The sequence below is a fragment of the Luteimonas sp. YGD11-2 genome (assembly GCF_004118975.1).
Taxonomy (GTDB): Bacteria; Pseudomonadota; Gammaproteobacteria; order Xanthomonadales; family Xanthomonadaceae; genus Luteimonas; species Luteimonas muca.
Window position 1 is genome coordinate 798820 of the sequence record NZ_CP035376.1, and the last position, 18758, is coordinate 817577.

Here is an 18758-nt window from a genome sequence, read left to right on the forward strand (position 1 = left end):
CTGCGGTCGCTCGACCGCCACCTGTCCGTGTAAGCCATGGCGGAAGACCTTTCGACCGTGGAACAGCCCGGGCGCCCTGTGGGCGACGACGGCGTCGTGCCGACGCTTGCGGAACTCGTCGCGCTGCGCGCCACTGCACAGGGGCGCCGGCCGCGCCGCGTCCGCCATGTGTCCGCGGGGCAGTCGCCTTCACCATTGCGGGGGCGCGGAATGGAATACGCGGAATCGCGCGAGTACACCGCTGGCGACGATGCCCGGCATATCGACTGGCGGCTGACCGCGCGTACCGGCCGTGCCCACACCAAGCTGTTCCAGGCCGAACGCGAACGGCTGTCGCTGGTGGTGGCCGATACCGCCCCGGCGCTGTACTTCGGCACCCGCACGCGCTTCAAGTCGGTGCAGGCGGCGCGTGCGGGCGCGGTCGCGGCATGGCGCGCGGTCGGCGAGGGCGATCGGGTCGCCGCATTGCGCGGCAGCCTGCGCGAGCCGCCGGTGCCCCCGGCCGGTGGGGCGCGTGGCGCGCTGCGCGTGCTGGATGCGCTGGTGCGCTGGTATGCGCGGCCACCCGACGAGGATGCCGGACTGACGGTTGCACTCGACCATGCAGCACGGGTGCTGCGTCCCGGCGCGCGCCTGCTGGTACTGGCCGATGCCGGCAGCCTGCAGGACATCCCGCGTTCGCGCTGGACCGGCCTGGCGCTGCACGCCGATGTCACCGTGGTGCTGCTGACCGATCCGCTCGAAACCGCGCCGCCGCACGCCCGGCTGGCGTTCGAGGCGGGGCGACAGCGCGTCGAGCTCGACCTTGCCGCCGCCGCGCAGCGGCAGCGCTGGCACGAGCGTTTCGTGGCGCCGCTCGACGCGATGCTCGCCGAGCTGCCCGGCCGCGGCGTGCGGGTGCGCACGCTCGCCAGCGACATGGCCAGCGATGCATGGCTGCAACCGCAGCCCACAGGAGCGGACAGCTGATGGCCACCGGGCTGGTCCTGCGCGACATCCACCAGCCGCAGGCGCCTGGCTGGTGGCCTCCGGCGCCGGGCTGGTGGCTGCTGGCGGCCGTGCTGCTGGCGCTTGTGGCCGCGGGGCTGTGGTGGCGCCGGCGCGCGGGTCGTCGTCGCCTGCAGATGCAGGCCCTGTTCGATGACGCGGTGGCTGCAGCGCCCACCGCCGCCGCGCAGGTGGCGGCGATCTCCGAACTGCTGCGCCGGGCCGCCCGCCAGCGGGAACCGCACGCGGCCGCGCTGGCTGAAGCCGAATGGATCGGCTTCCTGCAACAGGCGACGACGGAGCTGGGGCCGGAATCGCTCGGGCTGTTGCGCGATGGTGGCTACCGTCGCGAGGTCGACGCCGATGCGGTGGCACGGCTGCGTGGTGAAGCACGCGCGGTATTCCTGGCGTGGAGCCTGCGGCGGTGAGCTGGCTGCAGGATCTCGCCTGGCCGTGGCTGCTGCTGGCGCTGCCGCTGCCGTGGCTGGTCCGGCGGCTGCTGCCTCCGGTCGCTACCGGTGCGGCGCTGCGGGTGCCGTGGGCGGACCGGCTCGATACGGCCGCCGGGGTCACGGGCGGCCGCAGGGGCGCGCGCGGCGGCCTGCGGTTGTGGCTTGCCGCCGTGGCCTGGGCCTGCCTGTGCGTGGCCGCGGCGCGCCCGCAGGCACTTGGCGAGGCGGTGCAGCCGCCGCAGGCCGGGCGCGACCTGATGCTGGCGGTAGACCTCTCCGGCAGCATGGCCGAGGAGGACATGCTGCTCGGCAACCGGGTGGTCGACCGGCTCACCGCGGCCAAGGCGGTGATCGCCGACTTCCTCGACCGCCGCGGTGGCGACCGCGTCGGCCTGCTGGTGTTCGGGCGTCGCGCCTATGCGGTGGCCCCGCTCACCCTGGACCGCGACAGCGTGCGCGAGCAGCTGATGACCAGCGTGGTCGGCCTTGCCGGCAGAGAGACCGCCATCGGTGATGCGATCGGTCTCGCCGTCAAGCGCCTGCGCGGCCAGCCGGAAGGGCAACGGGTGCTGATCCTGCTGACCGACGGCGTCAACACCGCCGGCCTGCTGGAGCCGCTCAAGGCCGCCGAGCTGGCCCGCGATGCCGGGGTGCGCGTGCATACGATCGCCTTCGGTGGCGCTGGCGGCGCGATGCAGTCGCCGTTCGGGTTCCGCCTGCCCGGTCCGGTCGAGGAGATCGACGAGGACACTCTGCAGCGCATCGCCGACATGACCGGTGGGCGCATGTTCCGGGGCCGCGACACCGGGGAACTCGCCGGCATCTACGCCGAGATCGATCGCCTCGAGCCGGTGGAGCGCCCGGCGGAGGCGGTGCGGCCGCGCATCGAGCGCTACCACGTGCCACTGGCGTGGGCACTGGGCCTGGCGTTGCTGGCGTGGATGCCGTGGCCGCGTCGCCGGCGTGGCCTGATGGAGGCAGCCGGATGAGCCTGGTGTTCCTGCGCCCCGAGTGGCTGTGGGGCCTGCTCGCGCTGCCGCTGCTGGTGCTCTGGTGGCGGCGCAGGCGCCAGCGCGACGACGCCTGGCGCAATGTCGTGGATCCACACCTGCTGCCACACCTGCTGGGTGCGCGATCACGCCGCGGCGGCTCCGGGCTCGTGGCGCTGCTGATCGGCTGGACGCTCGCGGTGGCGGCACTCGCGGGCCCGAGCTGGCGCAGCGGCGACCAGCCACTGGTGCAGCCGGCGGCACCGCTGGTGATTGCCCTCGACCTGTCCGGCGCCGCGCTCGCAAACGACCTGCCGCCCAGCCGGCTGGCGCAGGCACGATCGAAGATCGCGACCCTGCTGCGCGAGCGCGCCGGCGGCGAGGTCGGGCTGGTGGTATGGGCGGACGACGCGTTCACCGTCGCCCCGCTCACCAGCGATACCGCGAACGTGGCGCTGTATCTCGACGCGCTGGCGCCGGGCGTGATGCCGGTCGACGGCCACCGCCCCGATCGTGCGATCCGGCACGCCGCGCGCCTGCTGGAACAGGCCGGCTTCCGCCGCGGCGAGATCCTGCTGCTCACGGGCGAAGGGTCAGGCGCTGCCGAACGTGCGGCTGCCGCGGTGGCAGCCGACGGCTACCGCGTGTCGGTGCTCGGCCTCGGCACGGCTGCCGGCAGTGCCTACCGCAAGGCGGATGGAGGCTTCGGGCGCGCGCGGCTGGATGCTCCGGCAGTGCGCGCGATCGCCGGCGCCGGCGGTGGCGCCTACGCGGCATTGCAGGCCGACAGCGGCGACCTGCGCGCGCTCGGCGTGCTCGAGCCGCGCAGTGCGTCGGGCGATGTCCGGGATGCCACCACGATGCTGCGCCTGGACGACGGCTACTGGCTGCTGCTTCCGCTGATGCTGCTGGCGGCGTTCGCCTTCCGGCGCAACGCGCTGGCACTGGTGCTGGCGGTCGCGTGTCTGCCGGCATGGATGTCCGCTCCCGCGCATGCGCAGGCCCCGGCGCAGGATCCGCCTGTGCTGGACGGGAGTCTCTGGCGGCGTGCGGACCAGGTCGCGCATGCACGCATGCAGGCCGGTGCCGATGCCTATCGCGCCGGCGACTACGCAGCCGCCATCGCCGCCTGGCGCGGGCTGCCCGGTGCCGATGCCGCCTACAACCTCGGCAATGCGCTGGCCCGTGCCGGCCGCTACGAACAGGCGGTGGCCGCCTACGACGAGGCCCTGCGGCGCGAGCCGGGCATGGACGACGCCCGTGCCAACCGCGAGGCGGTGCTGCAGGCGATGCAGCAGCAGCCGCCACCGTCCGGCCCGCAGCCGGATCCGGACGGCGATTCGGGGGAGCAGGGTAAGCCGCAGCCGGGCAACGAATCGCCGCCGGACCGCCAGGACGAGGGCCAGGCTGGCGACGACCCCGGCGACGCACCCGCGTCCGATGCGCCGCCGGCCGAGGCCCCCGCGGCACCCGATGCACAGGCGCAGGAAGCTGCCGACGAAGCGCAGCGCCGGCGGATGGAGGAGGCGCTGCGCCAGGCCGACAACGCCAATGGGCAGGACGATCCGGCAGAGCCTGCGATCTCCGAAACCCGCGAGGAGCGCGAGCAGCGCGAGGCCAATGAAGCCTGGTTGCGTCGGGTGCCCGACGACCCGGGTGGGCTGCTGCGCGAGAAGTTCCGCCTCGAACACCTGCGACGCCAGCAAGGCGGAGGACCCTGATGACGATCCATCCAATGCGTGCAGGCTTCCTGCCACTGCTCTGCCTGCTCGCCCTGCTCGCGGGCTGGCCGGCGACAGCCGCGCAGGCCCAGGCACGTGCCTGGCTGGATCGCGACCGCATCGCGCTCGACGAGACCGCGACCCTCAACGTGGAGACCACCCAGGCTGGCGCGGGTGCGCCGGACTGGTCGGCCTTGGAGGCCGATTTCCGGCTCAGCGGGCACACCAGCAGCCGCCAGGTGGAGATCGTCAACGGGCGCAGCCAGGCGCGGGTGCTGTTCGCGGTGGCGCTGTCGCCGCGGCGCACCGGCACGCTCACGGTTCCACCGCTGCAGGTCGGCAATGCAAGCACGGATGCGCTCGCACTGACCGTGACCGCGGCCGATGCCACGCCGGCGCGCGCAGGCGACCCCGCCTTCATCGAATCCGAGCTCGATGCCGACCGTGCGTACGTGCAGCAGGCGATCGGTTACGTCCTGCGGCTGTACTACGCAACGCCGCTGATTTCCGGCGAGCTCGAGCAGCCGTCACCGGAAGGCGCCGCGTTGCAGCGCATCGGCAATGACGTGCAGTACAACCGCGACATCGGCGGCCGGCGCTACACGGTGGTCGAACGCCGTTTCCTGCTGGTGCCCGAGCGCAGCGGCACGCTTGCCATCCCCGGCGCGCGTTTCACCGGCCGCGGCACCGGCAACTTCTTCGATGACCTGTTCCGCGACGGTTCGCGGCTGCTGCGTGCCGATGGCGCGCCACGTTTCCTCGAGGTCCGCCCGGTGCCCGACGGCGCGCCGCAGCCGTGGCTGCCGTTGCGCGGGCTGCAACTCAAATACCTGTCCACGCCGCAGCAGGCACGTGCCGGCGAGGCGGTGGAGATCGTGGTCGAGGCGCGCGCCGATGGTGCCAGCGGCAGCCAGCTGCCGGCGCTGGAACTTGCCGTCGATGGCGGCGCGCAGGTGTTCCCGGAGCCGCCAGAGGTGGAGGAAAGCTTCGACCAGGGCCGCCCGGTGGTGCGGGTGACGCGACGGTTCGCGGTCGTGCCCGCAGCCGCCGGCACGCTGACGGTGCGCGGCCCGCGGCAGTCATGGTGGGACGTGGCGGCCGATGAGGCGCGGATCGCCGAGCTGCCTGATCTCACCCTGGATGTGGTGGCCGGGCAGGGCGGCCGCGGAATCGCTGCGATGGACGACGGCGTGCGCAACGCACCGGGCGGCATCCGCCTGCCCGGCGTGCAGGATCCGATCGGCGCCTGGCCGCTGGCGACGGTGGTGTTTGCGCTGCTTTGGCTGGTGACGCTGGGCTGGGCACTGCAGCGTCGTACCCACGTGGCGGGAGCTGTCACGAACATCGGCGTTGCAACACGCGAGACCACCGGTCCGCGCGTGGCGCAGCGCGCGCTGCGTGATGCGCTGCAGACCGGCGACCTGCACGCCATCGCCGACGCGCTGTGTGCGCTGGCACAGCCCCCGGCGGACGGTCTCGATGCGCTCGCCGCGCGCCTGGCTGATCCCGCGCAACGCGACGCGATCGACCGGTTGCAGCGTGCGCGCTGGGCGGGCGGCGATGCGGTCTCGGCGCGTGCGGCGGTACGCGACGCGTTCCGCGACGGACCGCGCTGGCATGAACCGGTGGGCGGTGGGCCTCCGGCCGTGCTGCCGCCGTTGTATCCACGCTGACGCGCCCCGCGTGCCGCGGTCAGGGACGCCCGCATACGCTTTGTTAAGCTTGCCGGCCTTCTCGATGAGCCTTGCCGCATGACGCCAGCCACTCCGGATGTCCGCCGTATGCCGTTGCACACCCGGATGCTGATCGGCTTCATCGTAGGCGCAAGCCTGGGCCTCGCCGCCAACGTGCTGGTCGGAGAGGCCGCATGGCTGGCTGGCGTGATCACCTACGTCACCGATCCGATCGGCCAGCTGTTTCTGCGCCTGCTGTTCATGCTGGTCGTACCGCTGGTGTTCTCGGCGCTGATCCTGGGCGTGGTGGAGATCGGCGATCCGCGCTCGCTCGGGCGCCTTGGTGCGAAGACGCTGGCATGGGTGTTTGGCAGCACCTCGATCGCGGTCGTGATCGGCATGGTGGTAACGCACCTGCTGCAGCCGGGCGCGGGCATCCCCGACGAGCTGCGTGACCAGGTGATGGCCGACGTCAGTGCATCCGGCACGGCGATACCGAGTGGCGGCATGCCCATCGGGTTCGTCGAGATGCTGCTCAACATGGTGCCCCGCAACCCGATCGCCGCAGCCGCCAGTACCGACCTGATCGGCGTGATGTTCTTCTCGCTGGTGTTCGGCGTGGCCGCGACGGTGCTCAACACCGCCGGCACGCGCAGCTTCGTCGGCGCGGTGCAGGGCGTCTACGACATCAGCCTGAAGCTGATCGACTGGGTGATCCGGCTGGCGCCCTACGCGGTGGCTGCGCTGCTGTTCACGCTGACCGCGCGCATGGGCCTGGGGCTGATGGTGCAGCTGGGCTGGTTCGTGCTGACCGCGGTGCTGGCGATGGCGCTGCACTTCTTCGGCACCTATTCGGTGGCGATCGCGGCCATCGCCCGGCGCTCGCCGCTGGACGTGTTCCGCAAGTCGCAGCCGGCGCTGCTGACCGCGTTCTCGACCTCGTCGAGCGCGGCCACGTTGCCGACATCGCTGAAGGTGGCCGAGGAGAACCTCGGCGTGCCGCGGCGGGTGGCGCGCTTCGTGTGCACCCTGGGTTCGACCGTGAACATGAACGGCACGGCGCTCTACGAGGGCGTGACCGTGCTGTTCCTGGCGCAGCTGTTCGGGGTGGAGCTCACCCTGGTGCAGCAGGTCATGATCCTGGTGATGTGCATCATGGGAGGCATCGGCGCCGCCAGCGTGCCGGGCGGGTCGCTGCCGGTGATCGCCACGATCCTGGTGATGTTCGGGATCCCGCCGGAAGGCATCGGCATCATCCTCGGCGTCGACCGTTTCCTCGACATGTGCCGCACCACGGTCAATATCGGCGGCGACATGGTCGGCTCGGTGGTGATCGCGCGCAGCGAGCCGGATGACGCGGACCCCGGGTCCGTGCAGCCGCATCCCGTTGGGGTGGCGCTCGAGAACGGCTGAGGGAGCCGGCGTGCTGCGGTGACGTCAGACCTCTGGCTGCCTGTGGTTCGGCGCGGACTGTACGAAGCGCATCGAGCTCATGCCGCACAGGTGAAGATGTCCGTGTTCGTCCGGAGCGGTACGCAGGGGCGCCAGCCGGGTATTCCGCCGGGTCGGCGCCCGATCCCGCCCTGGTCGTCGGAACACCCGGCAGGCGCCTGAGCGCAGCACCACGAGCCCAGGGGAAAGCACGCTTACGGGTCCGGATGACCGCGGCGTCCGGGCGTGGCGATTGAACAGACGCCCACGGGCCGCGGAGGCACGTCGTGGGCCGCCGTGGGACAATAGCGGGCTCCCGCCGCCGCCCGCCGATGACATGACCCAGCCGACCCGTCGCGATCTCGCCAACGCCATCCGTTTCCTTGCCGCCGACGCCGTCGAGGCCGCCAAGTCCGGCCATCCGGGCATGCCGATGGGCATGGCGGACATCGCCGAGGTGCTGTGGAACGACTACCTCAGCCACAACCCGAACAACCCGAAGTGGTTCAACCGCGACCGCTTCGTGCTCTCCAACGGCCACGGCTCGATGCTGCAGTACGCGTTGCTGCATCTGTCCGGTTACGACCTGCCGATCGAGGAGCTGAAGAACTTCCGCCAGCTCGGCCACCGCACGCCGGGCCACCCGGAAAACTTCGTCACCCCGGGCGTCGAGACCACCACCGGCCCGCTCGGCCAGGGTTTCGCCAACGCGGTCGGCTTCGCGCTGGCCGAAAAGCTGCTGGCGCAGCGCTTCAACCGCCCCGAGTTCGCGATCGTCGACCACCGCACCTGGGTCTTCCTGGGCGATGGCTGCCTGATGGAAGGCATCTCGCACGAGGCCGCTTCCCTGGCCGGCACGCTGAAGCTGGGCAAGCTGGTGGCGTTCTGGGATGACAACGGCATCTCCATCGACGGCGAGGTCCGGGGCTGGTTCACCGACGACACCCCGAAGCGTTTCGAGGCCTACGGCTGGCGCGTGATCCGCGACGTCGACGGCCATGATGCCGATGCCATCAAGGCCGCGATCGAGGACGCGCTGTCGCAGGACGAGCGCCCGACGCTGCTGTGCTGCCGCACTACGATCGGCTTCGGCTCGCCGGCCAAGGCGGGCAAGGAGTCCTCCCACGGTGCGCCACTGGGTGGCGACGAACTCGCCGCCACCCGCAAGGCGCTGGGCTGGGAGCACGGTCCGTTCGAGCTGCCGGCGGCGATCCAGGACGGCTGGCGCGCGGGCAATGCCGGCCTGGTGCGCGAGGAACAGTGGAACCGCCTGTTCGACGCCTACGCGCAGAAGTACCCCGACATCGCCGACGAGTTGACCCGCCGTTCGCATGGCGAACTGCCGGAAGGCTTCGGCGCGGCCGCGGATGCGTATATCCGCAAGCTGCAGGCCGAAGGCCCGGTAGTGGCATCGCGCAAGGCCTCGCAGATGGCGATCGAAGCGTTCGCGCCGCACCTGCCGGAACTGGTCGGCGGTTCCGCGGATCTCGCAAGCTCCAACCTGACGATGTGGAGCGGCAGCAGGGACGTCGGCAGCGACGACCCCTCCGCCAACTACATCTATTACGGCGTGCGCGAGTTCGCGATGACCGCGATCTCGAACGGCCTGGCGCTGCATGGCGGCTTCATCCCGTACGACGCCACCTTCCTGGTGTTCTCCGACTACGCCCGCAACGCGGTGCGGATGAGCGCGCTGATGGAAGCGCACGCCATCCATGTCTACACCCATGACTCGATCGGCCTCGGCGAGGACGGCCCGACGCACCAGCCGGTCGAGCACCTGGCCAGCCTGCGGCTGATCCCCAACAACGACGTGTGGCGCCCGTGCGACGCGGTGGAATCGGCGGTGGCGTGGCGCGCGGCGATCGAACGCCGCGACGGCCCGTCCTGCCTGGTCTTCAGCCGCCAGAACCTGCCGCACCAGGCACGCGACGAAGCGCAGCTGGGCGATATCGGGCGTGGCGGCTACGTGCTCGCGGAGGCCGGTAATGGCGCGCCGGAGATCATCCTGATCGCCACCGGCTCGGAAGTCGGCCTGGCGGTGGAAGCGCGCACGATGCTGGAAGCCGAGGGCATCGCCACGCGCGTGGTGTCGATGCCGTCGAGCGACGTGTTCGACCGCCAGGATGCGGAGTACCGCGAAGCGGTGCTGCCGATGGCGCTGCGTCGCCGCGTCGCGGTGGAAGCGGGCGTGACCGATGCATGGCGCAAGTACGTCGGCCTCGACGGCGCTGTCATCGGCCTCGATCGCTTCGGTGCGTCGGCACCGGCGGGGGTGCTGTTCAAGCACTTCGGTTTCACCGCGCAGGCGGTGGCCGACGCGGCGCGCGCGTTGCGCTGAGCAATACCCTCCCTCTCCCGCGTGCGGGAGAGGGAGCCCGGCAGGGCGGGTGAGGGCGTTCTCCGGGGCGCAGCAGCTCCTGGTCGCTGTCGCGCACCAGCGGATCCTGCAACAGCAGGGGCCGCATCCGTCGTGCATGGGGCCCAGCCCCTCAACGCGGCACTGTGCCCTCGCGCAGATGCGGGTACGGGTTGATCGCCTCGCCTTCCCACCAGCGCCGTTCCGGCCCGAGCCGGAAGATCGCGAAATGCAGGTGCGGGGCGTCGTCGCTGGCATTGCCGGTGCTGCCGACCGTTCCCAGCACGTCGCCGCGGCGCAACTGCTGGCCTTCGGCGAGCCCCGGTGCGTAGGCCTGCAGGTGGGCGTAGTAGTAGGCGAACTGTCCGGACGGATCGAACTGGTACACGGTGAGCCCGCCGCGCTCGCTGTCGAACAGCTTCTCGACGTGGCCGTCGGCGACTGCCAGCACCGGCGTCCCGGCGGGGGCCATGATGTCGATCGCGTCATGCGGGCGGCCCTCGCTGCGCGCGTCGGTGAAGGTGTCGGCCAGCTGCCCACGGTCGATGCCCTGCACCGGCACCAGCAGGGCATCGCCGGGCGCCGGCTGCAAGCGCGCTGCGGGTGCGGTACCGGGCCCGGGTGCGGCCGGCTGCCTGCCGGTGTCGGGCGGATAGGGCGCGGGTTCCGGCATGGCCCGCGGCGGGACAGGCGCCGTCGTGTCCATCGTGGCTGCCGCCGGGGTCACCCGGATCGGCCGTGACCACCACGCCCAGGCGGCGAGCGCCACCGCCAGCAGCATGGCGAGAAGAGCGGTGATCCGCATGACGGCCTACTTCCGCATTTCCACCGGGGTGCCGGCCTCGACCGCGTCCACCAGCGCCAGAACGTCCCAGTTGGTCAGGCGCACGCAGCCGTTGGAGGCGGTTTTGCCGACGCGCGCCGGCTCCGGGGTGCCGTGGATGCCGTAGTGCGGCTTCGACAGGTCGATCCACACCGGGCCGACGGGGTTGTTCGGGCCCGCGGCGACGGTCGCCTTGCTGTGCTCCGGGTCGGCGTCCCAGAACAGCTCCGGGTTGTAGTGGAAGGTCGGGTCCATGGCCACGGTCTCGACCGTCCATTCGCCGATCGGCAGAGGATCCTTCTCGCTGCCGGAAGTAACCGGGAACTGCGCCATCACCCGGTCGTTGCCGTCGAGCACCACCAGCGTGGCGTCGGATTCGCTCACCACGATGCGCGCGGCCTTTGCCAGCGGCGGCAGGTCACGCACGTTGGGCACGCGCAGGGTCGCGCCCACGCGCGGATCGACATCGGGATTGAGCGACTGCAGCAGTTCCGGGCTGGAGTGGAAGCGCTCGCCAAGAGCCTCCCAGGCCGATGCATAACCGAGGCGGTCGAGTTTCGACTTCTCCATCATGTCGTCGGGCACCTCGACGTACGGCGCCGCGAGGTCCTCGGCGGTCAGTGTGTGGTCGATCAGCGCCGGCGACACATCGGCCGCCAGCGCGTCCCAGGTGGCGTCGTCGAGTTCACCGCTGACCTCGAGACCGCGCGCGGCCTGGAAACCGCGCAGTGCGCGTGCCTGGTTGGAACCGGCGACGCCATCGATCTCGCCCGGGGAGAATCGTGCCCGCGCCAGCAGCACCTGTGCATGCAACGGCCGGCTCACCTCTTCCTGCGCAGCAGCCGGTTGCGTGTCTGCTCGCGCCGATCCGGCAGCGGCGGGCGCCGGGGTCGGCGGGTCCGCGGCGAGCGCGGGAAGCGAGCAGGCGAGCGAGAGGAGCAATACGGGCAACAGGCGCATAAGCGGGTTCCATCGGGACATTGGCGCAACCATGGCGACGCCGGCGCCAGCCACGCGTGAAGACAACGCCCCTGTTATTGCGTGGCGTTCTGTCGCCGACGCTTGATCACCGTCAGCACCTGGCCGACCACGGCGGTGCCGAGGATCAGGACGTTGGTCACCACGAACACCGGGTTGGAGACCAGTGCGCTGTAGATGATGAAGAGCACCGAGGCGGCGATCTGGCCGACGAACAGCCACACCGAGACCGATTCGACGCTGTCGGCGATCCACTGCTTGCGGATCTGCCGGATGAGGGTGGCCATCAGCACCGCGGTCGCGGCCCAGCCGATCCAGTCCGCGCCAGTCATGCCGTCGTGTCCATGTGGTGCCCGTCCTCGTCGATGGTCACGTCCACGGTATCGATCCGCCAGTGGGTATCGCGTACACGCCGCTCGGCCTCCACCCGCTGGGTGGACGTCAGCGCGCCGGAGCCGGTGCGCACCCACACCACGCCGCTCAGGCGCAGGCCCTCCTCGTGCAGGCGCACGCGCACGCCGCGGACCCACGCGAGCCCGGCAACCGCATCGTGCACCCGGTCAACGAGGTCGTCGGTATCGTTGCGGTCGACCTGCTGCGGGCGCGCGTCGTGGTGGTCGCGGATCGCGTTGCGCAGGTTGCGCACGCCGTCGCGCAGCACTTCGACCGCGATGAAGATCGCCGCCGCCGCATCCGTCCACCACAGCCCGAAGCCGATCCCCGCCACGCCGACGATGCCGGCCAGCGCGGTCATCCAGTCGGCCTTGTTCATGTCGGCGTCGGTGTGCAGCGGCTTGAGCTGCAGCTCGTGCGCGAGCTCCAGCTTCATCCGCCCCAGGACCACCGGCGGGATCGCCGACAGCGCCAGCACGCCCATCATCAGCCAGCCTTTCCAGATGATGGTGCCGGCGATCTCGACATTGCCGATCACCGGGTGCGCACGCGTGGCCAGCGTATGCACGCCATCGAACACCAGCAGCAGGCCGACGGCGGTCAGCGCCACCGCCGAAGCCAGGAACGCGACATCGAACGCGCGCTCGCGCCCGTTGAGGTATTCGGTGTCCGCCGCACGGCGCCGGAAGCGCGCCGCGACCAGCAGGCCGATCGGCGGCAGCAGGCTCAGCAGGTCCTCGGCCAGCGCGGTCTTCATCGCCTGCGAGCCGCCCATCGCCAGCACCATCAGCACGCTGGTGGCGCCCAGCAGCACGATCGACCACCAGCTCAGCCGCGCGGCCTGCGCAAGCAGCCGTTGCTGGGCATCGGGCAGTGGATGCGCATCGCGCGGGCGCGACGGGCCCGCGGGCGGGTCGGTGCGGGTCATCGCGATGCTCCGTTCGCCAGTGCGGGCGCATCGGCATGCAGCTGGCGGTCCAACACCAGCTGCCAGGCATTCTCGCCGGGCGGCAGCGCGAAGCGACGTTCGACGAGACCGTCGGCGGTGGCGATCTTCACCGGCAACGACCACGAGGCATCCTTCCACGGCGAATCGCGGCGGTGGCCGCCAGCGACCAGGTGCAGGCGGAAATCGAGCAGTTCAAGCATCAGCGCGTCATGGCCGTCGACCACCCACTCCACCTCCATGCCGCGGCCGTGGGCGAAGCGGCGGATCCAGTCGACCTCGATGCCCGCAGGCTCGCGGCCCGAGAGGTCGACGAATGGCGGGTCGTGGCTCAGGCCCACCCGCAACCCATGCTCATGGGCGCGCGCCAGGCTGTCTTCGGGATCGCGGGGGTAGTCGCTGCAGGCGCACAGCACGAGGAAAACGCACAGGCAGGCGAACCGGGTCATCGACATGGCCGGCGTTATCCGCTGGCCGGTGTGCACGGCTGGCGAAGGCCCGGGGCGTGCGCTACCCGAGGTGATGCACCGCGCCGGCCAGGCGGCGCACGTCGTCGAGCGTGTGGCTGACGTAGAGCATGGGCAGGCCGGTCTCGTCGCGGACCCGTTGCAGCCAGGGGATCAGTTCCGCGCGGCGGTCCTGGTCGAGCGCCGACAACGGCTCGTCGAACAGCAGCAGCGCCGGCTGCGACAGCAGTGCGCGGCCGATCGCGACCCTCTGTGCCTCGCCGCCCGACAGGTTGCCGGTGCGGCGCCCGAGCAGCGCGCCGATGCCCAGCAGTTCCACCACCGCATCGAACGCGAAGCGTTCCCCGGCGCGGCGCGCGTAACGCAGGTTGGCGCGCACGTCGAGATGCGGAAACAGGCGTGCGTCCTGGAACACGTAGCCGACCCGGCGGCGATGTGCCGGCAGGTCCACGCCCGCTGCGTGGTCGAAGAGCACGCGGCCGTCGATCTCGATGCGCCCGGATCGCGGTCGCAGCAGGCCGGCGATGGCGTTGAGCACGGAGCTCTTGCCGGCGCCCGATGGCCCGGTCAGCGCGACCACGCGCGAGGCCTCGTCGATGCGCACATGCCGGCGGAAGCCGCCGCGGACGAGTTCGATGTCGATATGCAGCATGCGCTCAGTCCGCCACGTCGCCGCGCTGGCGGCGCACCAGCCAGTCCGACAGCAGCAGCGCGCCGAACGACAGCGCCAGCGATACCGCCGCCAGGCGCCAGATCGCCGCTTCGCCACCCGGCACCTGCATCAGGCCGTACACCGCGGACGCGATGGTGAGCGTTTCGCCCGGGATCGCCGAGACGAAGGTGATGGTGGCCCCGAACTCGCCCAGTGCCTTGGCGAAACCGAGCACCGCGCCGGCGACCACGCCGGGCCAGGCCAGCGGCAGCGTGACGGTGCGGAACACCCGCCACGGCGATGCACCGAGCGTGGCCGCGGCCTGTTCCAGCCGCCGGTCCACCTGTTCGATCGACAACCGGATCGCCCGCACCATCAGCGGGAAGCCCATGATCGCGCTGGCAAGCGCGGCACCGGTCCAGCGGAACGCGAACTCGATGCCGGCGGCGCCCAGCACACGTCCGATCGTGCCCTGGCTGCCGAGCGCCACCAGCAGCAGGTAGCCGACCACCACCGGCGGCAGCACCAGCGGCAGATGGATCAGCGCGTCGAGCACGGCCTTGCCGGGGAAGCGCCGGCGCGCCAGCAACCAGCCGGCGGCGATCGCGAACGGCAGGCTGGCCACGGCGGCTGCCACTGCCACGCGCAGGCTCAGCGCGACGATCTCCCATTCCGCGGGCGTCAGCATGCGTGGCTCATGGGGCGGTGAACCCGCGAGTGCGGAAGATCGCCTGTGCCGGTGGCGTTTGCAGCCAGTCCACGAATGCCGCCGCCTGCGGATGGTCGCTGGACGCGATGCGTGCGGCCGGGTAGACGATGGGTGGATGGCTGCGGGCGGGGAAGGTCGCCACCACCCGTACCGCTGGCTCGGCCAGTGCATCGCTGGCGTACACCACCCCCAGTGGTGCTTCGCCACGTGCCACCAGCATCAGCGCGGCGCGCACGTTGTCGGTCTCCGCGACGTGCGCGGCAATGCCGTCCCACATTCCGAGGGACTGCAGAGCGGCCTTCGCATAGCGGCCTGCGGGCACGCTGCCGGTCGCAGCCAGCGCGAGCCGGCCGCCCTGCAGGCGGGCGGCCAGGTCCGTGCCGGGCGCGAGCAGGAACGCGGGTGCAGCCTCGCCGGCCGGCGCGACCAGCACCAGCGTGTTGCCGGCAAGCACCCGGCGCGTACCGGTATCGATGCGTTCGCGCTGCTGCAGCCACTCCATCCATGCGAGGTCCGCCGACACGAAGACGTCCGCCGGTGCACCGTGATCAATCTGCCGCGCGAGCGCCGGGCTCGCCGCGTACGAGACCTGCACTGCCTGCCCGGTGTGTGCATGGAAGTCCGCTGCCGTGATATCCATCGCCTCCTTGAGGCTGGCGGCGGCGAACACGGTCAGCGGCCGGCTGGTGTCGGCGTCGCTCTGGCGTGGGCTGCAACCGGCAAGCAGAGCGAGCGCGGCCAGCACGATGATGAGGCGCATGGCCGGCTGCCTCATGGCGCGACCACGACGGTGAGCGTGTGCAGGCCGGTCAGGGTCCGTGCATCGTCCAGCCGGCCATCGACCAGCAGCAACAAGGCATCGTCAGGTATCCCGAGGTCGTGGTCGCAGGTGTCGACCACCGCAACCGCGCGGCTGCCGCCGGCGGGGGCGAGTTCCGCCAGCGAGAACAGCACGCGGCGTCCGTCGCGTGCCTGCGCCAGCACGTAACGCGCCAGGTGCGGACCATGCAGCGCGTCCATCGGAGCCGCGCCGCTGGTGCGCAGCAGGTCGATCAGCGCGACGCCCACGCAGCGCAGGGTCTGCCCGGCAATCGGTATGGCGATCGGCCTGCGGGCAGCGTGTGACAGGGTCCTGGCATCCAGCGGCACTGCGACCGGCGACGGCACCGCCGGTGCGCGCGGAACGGACGCGCGCAGTCGCGGGTCGTGGGTCGTGCGGGCGGGCGGGGAAACGTCAGCATCCACGGTGGCGATCGACGGATGTCCGGCACAGCCCGCCAGCAGCGGGACCAGCAGCAGCGGACGGAGGCGGGCGGCGCAGGGCATCGGACGCTCGACGTGCGGATGCGCCGCAGTCTACGCGCTCACCCCAGCGGTACAGGCCTACGCGCGCTGCGCGCAGGCGCCGGTCAGTCGTCGTCGCGCGGCGCCAGCGCGTGGTTCAGCAGCGCGGCCAGGCGGCTGCCGGCCAGTGCGATCTGCTGTTCCGCCACCGGCCGCCAGGTGGCGATATAGCGGCCGTCGATCTTCGGCCGCGGCGGGTAGACACCGTCGGTGGTGGCGATGCGGCAGGCCCCTTCCGCCCAGCCGGCCGGGTCGCCGGCATCCGCCGCCATCGCGCCCTTGCCGGTCAGCCGCGCGCGCTGCGCCGCTTCGCTTTCCTGCATGTCGCGGAACAGTCCGCTGTCCCACAGCGAATGCAGGTTGGTGCCGCGGCCGTCGCGGGTGCCGTCGGGCTGGTTGATCTGCGTACTGTTGCCGCCGCGGTCGTGCGCGTAGCCCGCGTGCATCGGCTGGTGCACGTCGCCGACGAAGTGGACCACGAACTTCAGCGCCTGGCGGCGCGCATCGACGGGCTGTCGGGTGTCGGCGAGGATCGCCGCCTGCGTACGGATCGCCTCGACCACGCAACCGCCGGAACGGCAGTGGCGGTCGGCGTCGTAGTTGCAGTCCTGCTCGGCGATGTTGACGTAGTGCCAGCTCGCGGAGCGGCGGCCGAGGTCGGGATCGTTGGCGCGCAGTTCGTCGGCCCAGGTGGCTACCCCGCCAAGCGTCGGTTCGGCCTCGCCCCGCAGCAGCGCGTCCACCTGTGCGCGGACCTGCGGCTGCAGCTGTGCTTCGGCGATATCGGCCACCAGCCGGTGGCCGCGCGGGCCCCAGGCGTAGGCGGGGGCGGAGGCCAGCACGAGGCCGGCGGCGAAGGTGGCGATGGCGAGAGCAGTCCGGGTCATGCCGGCAATTCTACCGGCATGACCCGCTGCACCCCTTGATCGGATCGGCTCAGAACCGGTGCACGTAGGCGGCGCCGTAGACCCAGGGGTCGATATTGGCGGTGCCGAGCCCGGCGCCATCCAGGCGCACGCTGCTGTCGATGTCGATCCAGCGCGCATCGATGCGGATCGCACCGCCGTTGCCGAGGCGGAAGTCCACGCCGGCATGCGCGGCCAGGCCCCAGGAATCGCCAAGCTCGAGGTCGGCGCCGGCCAGCGCGCCGCGGGTGTCCTCGCTGAAGAAGGTGGTGTAGTTCACGCCCAGGCCCAGCAACGGCGACACCGCGCCGCCATGGTTGAAGTGGTACTGCAGGCTCACCGTGGGCGGCAGGTGCTTCGTGGTGGCCACGGTGCCGAGGCCGTCGATGGCGATGTCGTGCTGGAACGGCAGTGCGGCCAGGACCTCGATGCCGAGGCCGTCGCGCACGAAATACTCGAGCGCGATGGTCGGGCGCACGTTCGAATCCACCGACACCGGCAGGGTGCCGGCGGCGAGGGTGCCGTTGTCGGACTTCGGGTCGACGTTGTGCGCGCCGATGGCGACGGTCCAGTCGCCGGCGGTCTGGGCGGCGGCCGGCAGCGCGACGGTGGCGAGTGCGAGGGCAAGCAGGGAAAAGCGCGTGAATCGCATGTGGGGGTCCGTTTCTTGTGGTGGTCAGGTACGGGCCCAGTGTCGGCATCCCGGGCACGGCACGCCTTGATCGCGATCAAGGCGGCAGCACGGACCGCCCGGCGCCCGGCTGGTAGAATGGCCGGCCACGCTTTCCACCCATCCAGGCCGCAACGTGCGGCGTGAGGAGTCTTCGGTAATGGCGATCAAGGTTGGCATCAACGGCTTCGGCCGCATCGGCCGCAACGTGCTGCGCTCGGCAGTGGAGAACTTCGACGGCGACATCGAGATCGTCGCGATCAACGACCTGCTGGAGCCGGACTACCTGGCCTACATGCTGCAGTACGACTCCGTGCACGGCCGCTTCAAGGGCGAACTGTCGGTCGATGGCAACACCCTGATCGTCAACGGGAAAAAGATCCGCCTCACCCAGGAGCGCGACCCCGCCAACCTGAAGTGGGACGAGGTCGGCGCTGACGTCGTGATCGAATCGACCGGCCTGTTCCTGACCAAGGAGACCTGCCAGAAGCACCTCGATGCGGGCGCGAAGAAGGTCATCCAGTCGGCCCCGTCCAAGGACGACACGCCGATGTTCGTCTACGGCGTCAACCACGACAGCTATGCCGGCGAGGCGATCATCTCCAACGCCTCGTGCACCACCAACTGCCTGGCGCCGCTGGCCAAGGTCGTCCACGACAAGTGGGGCATCAAGCGTGGCCTGATGACCACCGTGCACGCCGCCACCGCCACCCAGAAGACCGTCGATGGCCCCAGCAGCAAGGACTGGCGCGGCGGCCGCGGCATCCTCGAGAACATCATTCCCTCGTCCACCGGCGCGGCCAAGGCCGTGGGCGTGGTGATCCCCGAACTCAACAGGAAGCTCACCGGCATGTCGTTCCGCGTGCCGACCTCGGACGTGTCGGTGGTCGACCTCACCGTCGAGCTCGAGAACCCGGCCAGCTACGACGAGATCAAGGCCGAGATGAAGGCGCAGAGCGAAGGCGCGTTGAAGGGCATCCTCGGCTACACCGAGGACAAGGTGGTGGCTACCGACTTCCGCGGCGAGACCTGCACCTCGGTGTTCGACGCCGACGCCGGCATCGCGCTCGACCCGACCTTCGTCAAGCTGGTGGCCTGGTACGACAACGAGTGGGGCTATTCGAACAAGTGCCTGGAAATGGTGCGCGTGGTCGCGGCGAAGTAGTCGCCGGCCCAAGCGTAGCCCGGAGCCCCGCCACTGGCGGGGCTTCTTGTTTGCGCGGACGGTTGGGTAAGGTGTGCGCTGCGCCGGCCGGCGC

19 protein-coding genes are annotated in these 18758 nt (G+C 71.2%); 8 read left to right on the forward strand and 11 right to left on the reverse strand.

All coding sequences use genetic code 11. The features are described from left to right. The first annotated feature begins 36 nt into the window (after positions 1 to 36). The 7 genes from ERL55_RS03625 (at position 37) to tkt (ending at position 9594) form a co-directional block, all read left to right on the forward strand. Positions 37 to 969, forward strand: a complete 933-nt coding sequence (locus tag ERL55_RS03625; protein ID WP_129135213.1) for a DUF58 domain-containing protein — start codon at positions 37 to 39, stop codon at positions 967 to 969. Beyond that, positions 969 to 1415 carry a DUF4381 domain-containing protein gene (locus ERL55_RS03630; RefSeq protein WP_129135214.1) on the forward strand — a complete coding sequence of 149 codons (447 nt, stop codon included), beginning with the start codon at positions 969 to 971 and terminating at the stop codon, positions 1413 to 1415. Before ERL55_RS03625 ends, ERL55_RS03630 begins: the two co-directional genes overlap by 1 nt. Beyond that, the gene (locus ERL55_RS03635; protein WP_241685823.1) at positions 1412 to 2428 is read left to right on the forward strand and encodes a VWA domain-containing protein; all 1017 of its coding nucleotides are present in this window, start codon (positions 1412 to 1414) and stop codon (positions 2426 to 2428) included. The genes ERL55_RS03630 and ERL55_RS03635 overlap by 4 nt, the downstream gene beginning before the upstream one ends. Continuing rightward, the gene (locus ERL55_RS03640; RefSeq protein WP_129135216.1) at positions 2425 to 4149 is read left to right on the forward strand and encodes a VWA domain-containing protein; all 1725 of its coding nucleotides are present in this window, start codon (positions 2425 to 2427) and stop codon (positions 4147 to 4149) included. The genes ERL55_RS03635 and ERL55_RS03640 overlap by 4 nt, the downstream gene beginning before the upstream one ends. Further along, on the forward strand, positions 4149 to 5822 hold the full coding sequence (locus ERL55_RS03645) for a BatD family protein (protein ID WP_129135217.1): 1674 nt from the start codon (positions 4149 to 4151) through the stop codon (positions 5820 to 5822). The genes ERL55_RS03640 and ERL55_RS03645 overlap by 1 nt, the downstream gene beginning before the upstream one ends. Before the next feature lie 108 nt (positions 5823 to 5930). Beyond that, complete coding sequence (locus tag ERL55_RS03650; protein ID WP_129135218.1) at positions 5931 to 7235, forward strand: dicarboxylate/amino acid:cation symporter; 1305 nt, start codon at positions 5931 to 5933, stop codon at positions 7233 to 7235. A 355-nt stretch (positions 7236 to 7590) separates the two neighbouring features. Then, complete coding sequence (gene tkt, locus ERL55_RS03655; RefSeq protein ID WP_129135219.1) at positions 7591 to 9594, forward strand: transketolase; 2004 nt, start codon at positions 7591 to 7593, stop codon at positions 9592 to 9594. Positions 9595 to 9745: 151 nt separating this feature from the next. Here tkt and ERL55_RS03660 read toward each other — a convergent pair whose 3' ends face one another. The 11 genes from ERL55_RS03660 to ERL55_RS03710 all read right to left on the reverse strand — a co-directional run bounded on the left by ERL55_RS03660 (position 9746) and on the right by ERL55_RS03710 (position 17481). Continuing rightward, complete coding sequence (locus tag ERL55_RS03660) at positions 9746 to 10417, reverse strand: M23 family metallopeptidase (RefSeq protein ID WP_129135220.1); 672 nt, start codon at positions 10415 to 10417, stop codon at positions 9746 to 9748. A gap of 6 nt (positions 10418 to 10423) precedes the next feature. Then, positions 10424 to 11395, reverse strand: a complete 972-nt coding sequence (locus ERL55_RS03665) for a L,D-transpeptidase (RefSeq protein ID WP_129135221.1) — start codon at positions 11393 to 11395, stop codon at positions 10424 to 10426. A gap of 74 nt (positions 11396 to 11469) precedes the next feature. Next, positions 11470 to 11745 carry a PQ-loop domain-containing transporter gene (locus ERL55_RS03670; RefSeq protein ID WP_129135222.1) on the reverse strand — a complete coding sequence of 92 codons (276 nt, stop codon included), beginning with the start codon at positions 11743 to 11745 and terminating at the stop codon, positions 11470 to 11472. Continuing rightward, positions 11742 to 12734, reverse strand: coding sequence for a cation transporter (locus ERL55_RS03675; RefSeq protein WP_129135223.1), 993 nt, complete (start codon positions 12732 to 12734; stop codon positions 11742 to 11744). Before ERL55_RS03675 ends, ERL55_RS03670 begins: the two co-directional genes overlap by 4 nt. Next, positions 12731 to 13207, reverse strand: coding sequence for an ABC transporter substrate-binding protein (locus ERL55_RS03680; protein ID WP_129135224.1), 477 nt, complete (start codon positions 13205 to 13207; stop codon positions 12731 to 12733). Before ERL55_RS03680 ends, ERL55_RS03675 begins: the two co-directional genes overlap by 4 nt. 55 nt (positions 13208 to 13262) lie before the next feature. Then, positions 13263 to 13871: an ATP-binding cassette domain-containing protein gene (locus ERL55_RS03685; RefSeq protein ID WP_129135225.1), complete on the reverse strand. Its 609-nt coding sequence runs from the start codon at positions 13869 to 13871 to the stop codon at positions 13263 to 13265. A gap of 4 nt (positions 13872 to 13875) precedes the next feature. Then, the gene (modB, locus tag ERL55_RS03690) at positions 13876 to 14559 is read right to left on the reverse strand and encodes a molybdate ABC transporter permease subunit (RefSeq protein ID WP_129135226.1); all 684 of its coding nucleotides are present in this window, start codon (positions 14557 to 14559) and stop codon (positions 13876 to 13878) included. A gap of 7 nt (positions 14560 to 14566) precedes the next feature. Beyond that, positions 14567 to 15340 (reverse strand): molybdate ABC transporter substrate-binding protein, encoded by a 774-nt coding sequence (gene modA / locus ERL55_RS03695; RefSeq protein WP_241685824.1) that lies wholly within the window; start codon positions 15338 to 15340, stop codon positions 14567 to 14569. Between the two features lie 11 nt (positions 15341 to 15351). Continuing rightward, positions 15352 to 15906, reverse strand: a complete 555-nt coding sequence (locus ERL55_RS03700; protein ID WP_129135228.1) for a hypothetical protein — start codon at positions 15904 to 15906, stop codon at positions 15352 to 15354. A gap of 83 nt (positions 15907 to 15989) precedes the next feature. Next, positions 15990 to 16811, reverse strand: coding sequence for a S1/P1 nuclease (locus ERL55_RS03705; protein WP_129135229.1), 822 nt, complete (start codon positions 16809 to 16811; stop codon positions 15990 to 15992). Positions 16812 to 16860: 49 nt separating this feature from the next. Further along, complete coding sequence (locus ERL55_RS03710; protein ID WP_129135230.1) at positions 16861 to 17481, reverse strand: OmpW family outer membrane protein; 621 nt, start codon at positions 17479 to 17481, stop codon at positions 16861 to 16863. A gap of 178 nt (positions 17482 to 17659) precedes the next feature. On the opposite strand from ERL55_RS03710, the gene gap reads away from it, so the two are divergent. Further along, positions 17660 to 18664: a type I glyceraldehyde-3-phosphate dehydrogenase gene (gene gap / locus ERL55_RS03715; protein WP_129135231.1), complete on the forward strand. Its 1005-nt coding sequence runs from the start codon at positions 17660 to 17662 to the stop codon at positions 18662 to 18664. Positions 18665 to 18758 lie beyond the last annotated feature (94 nt).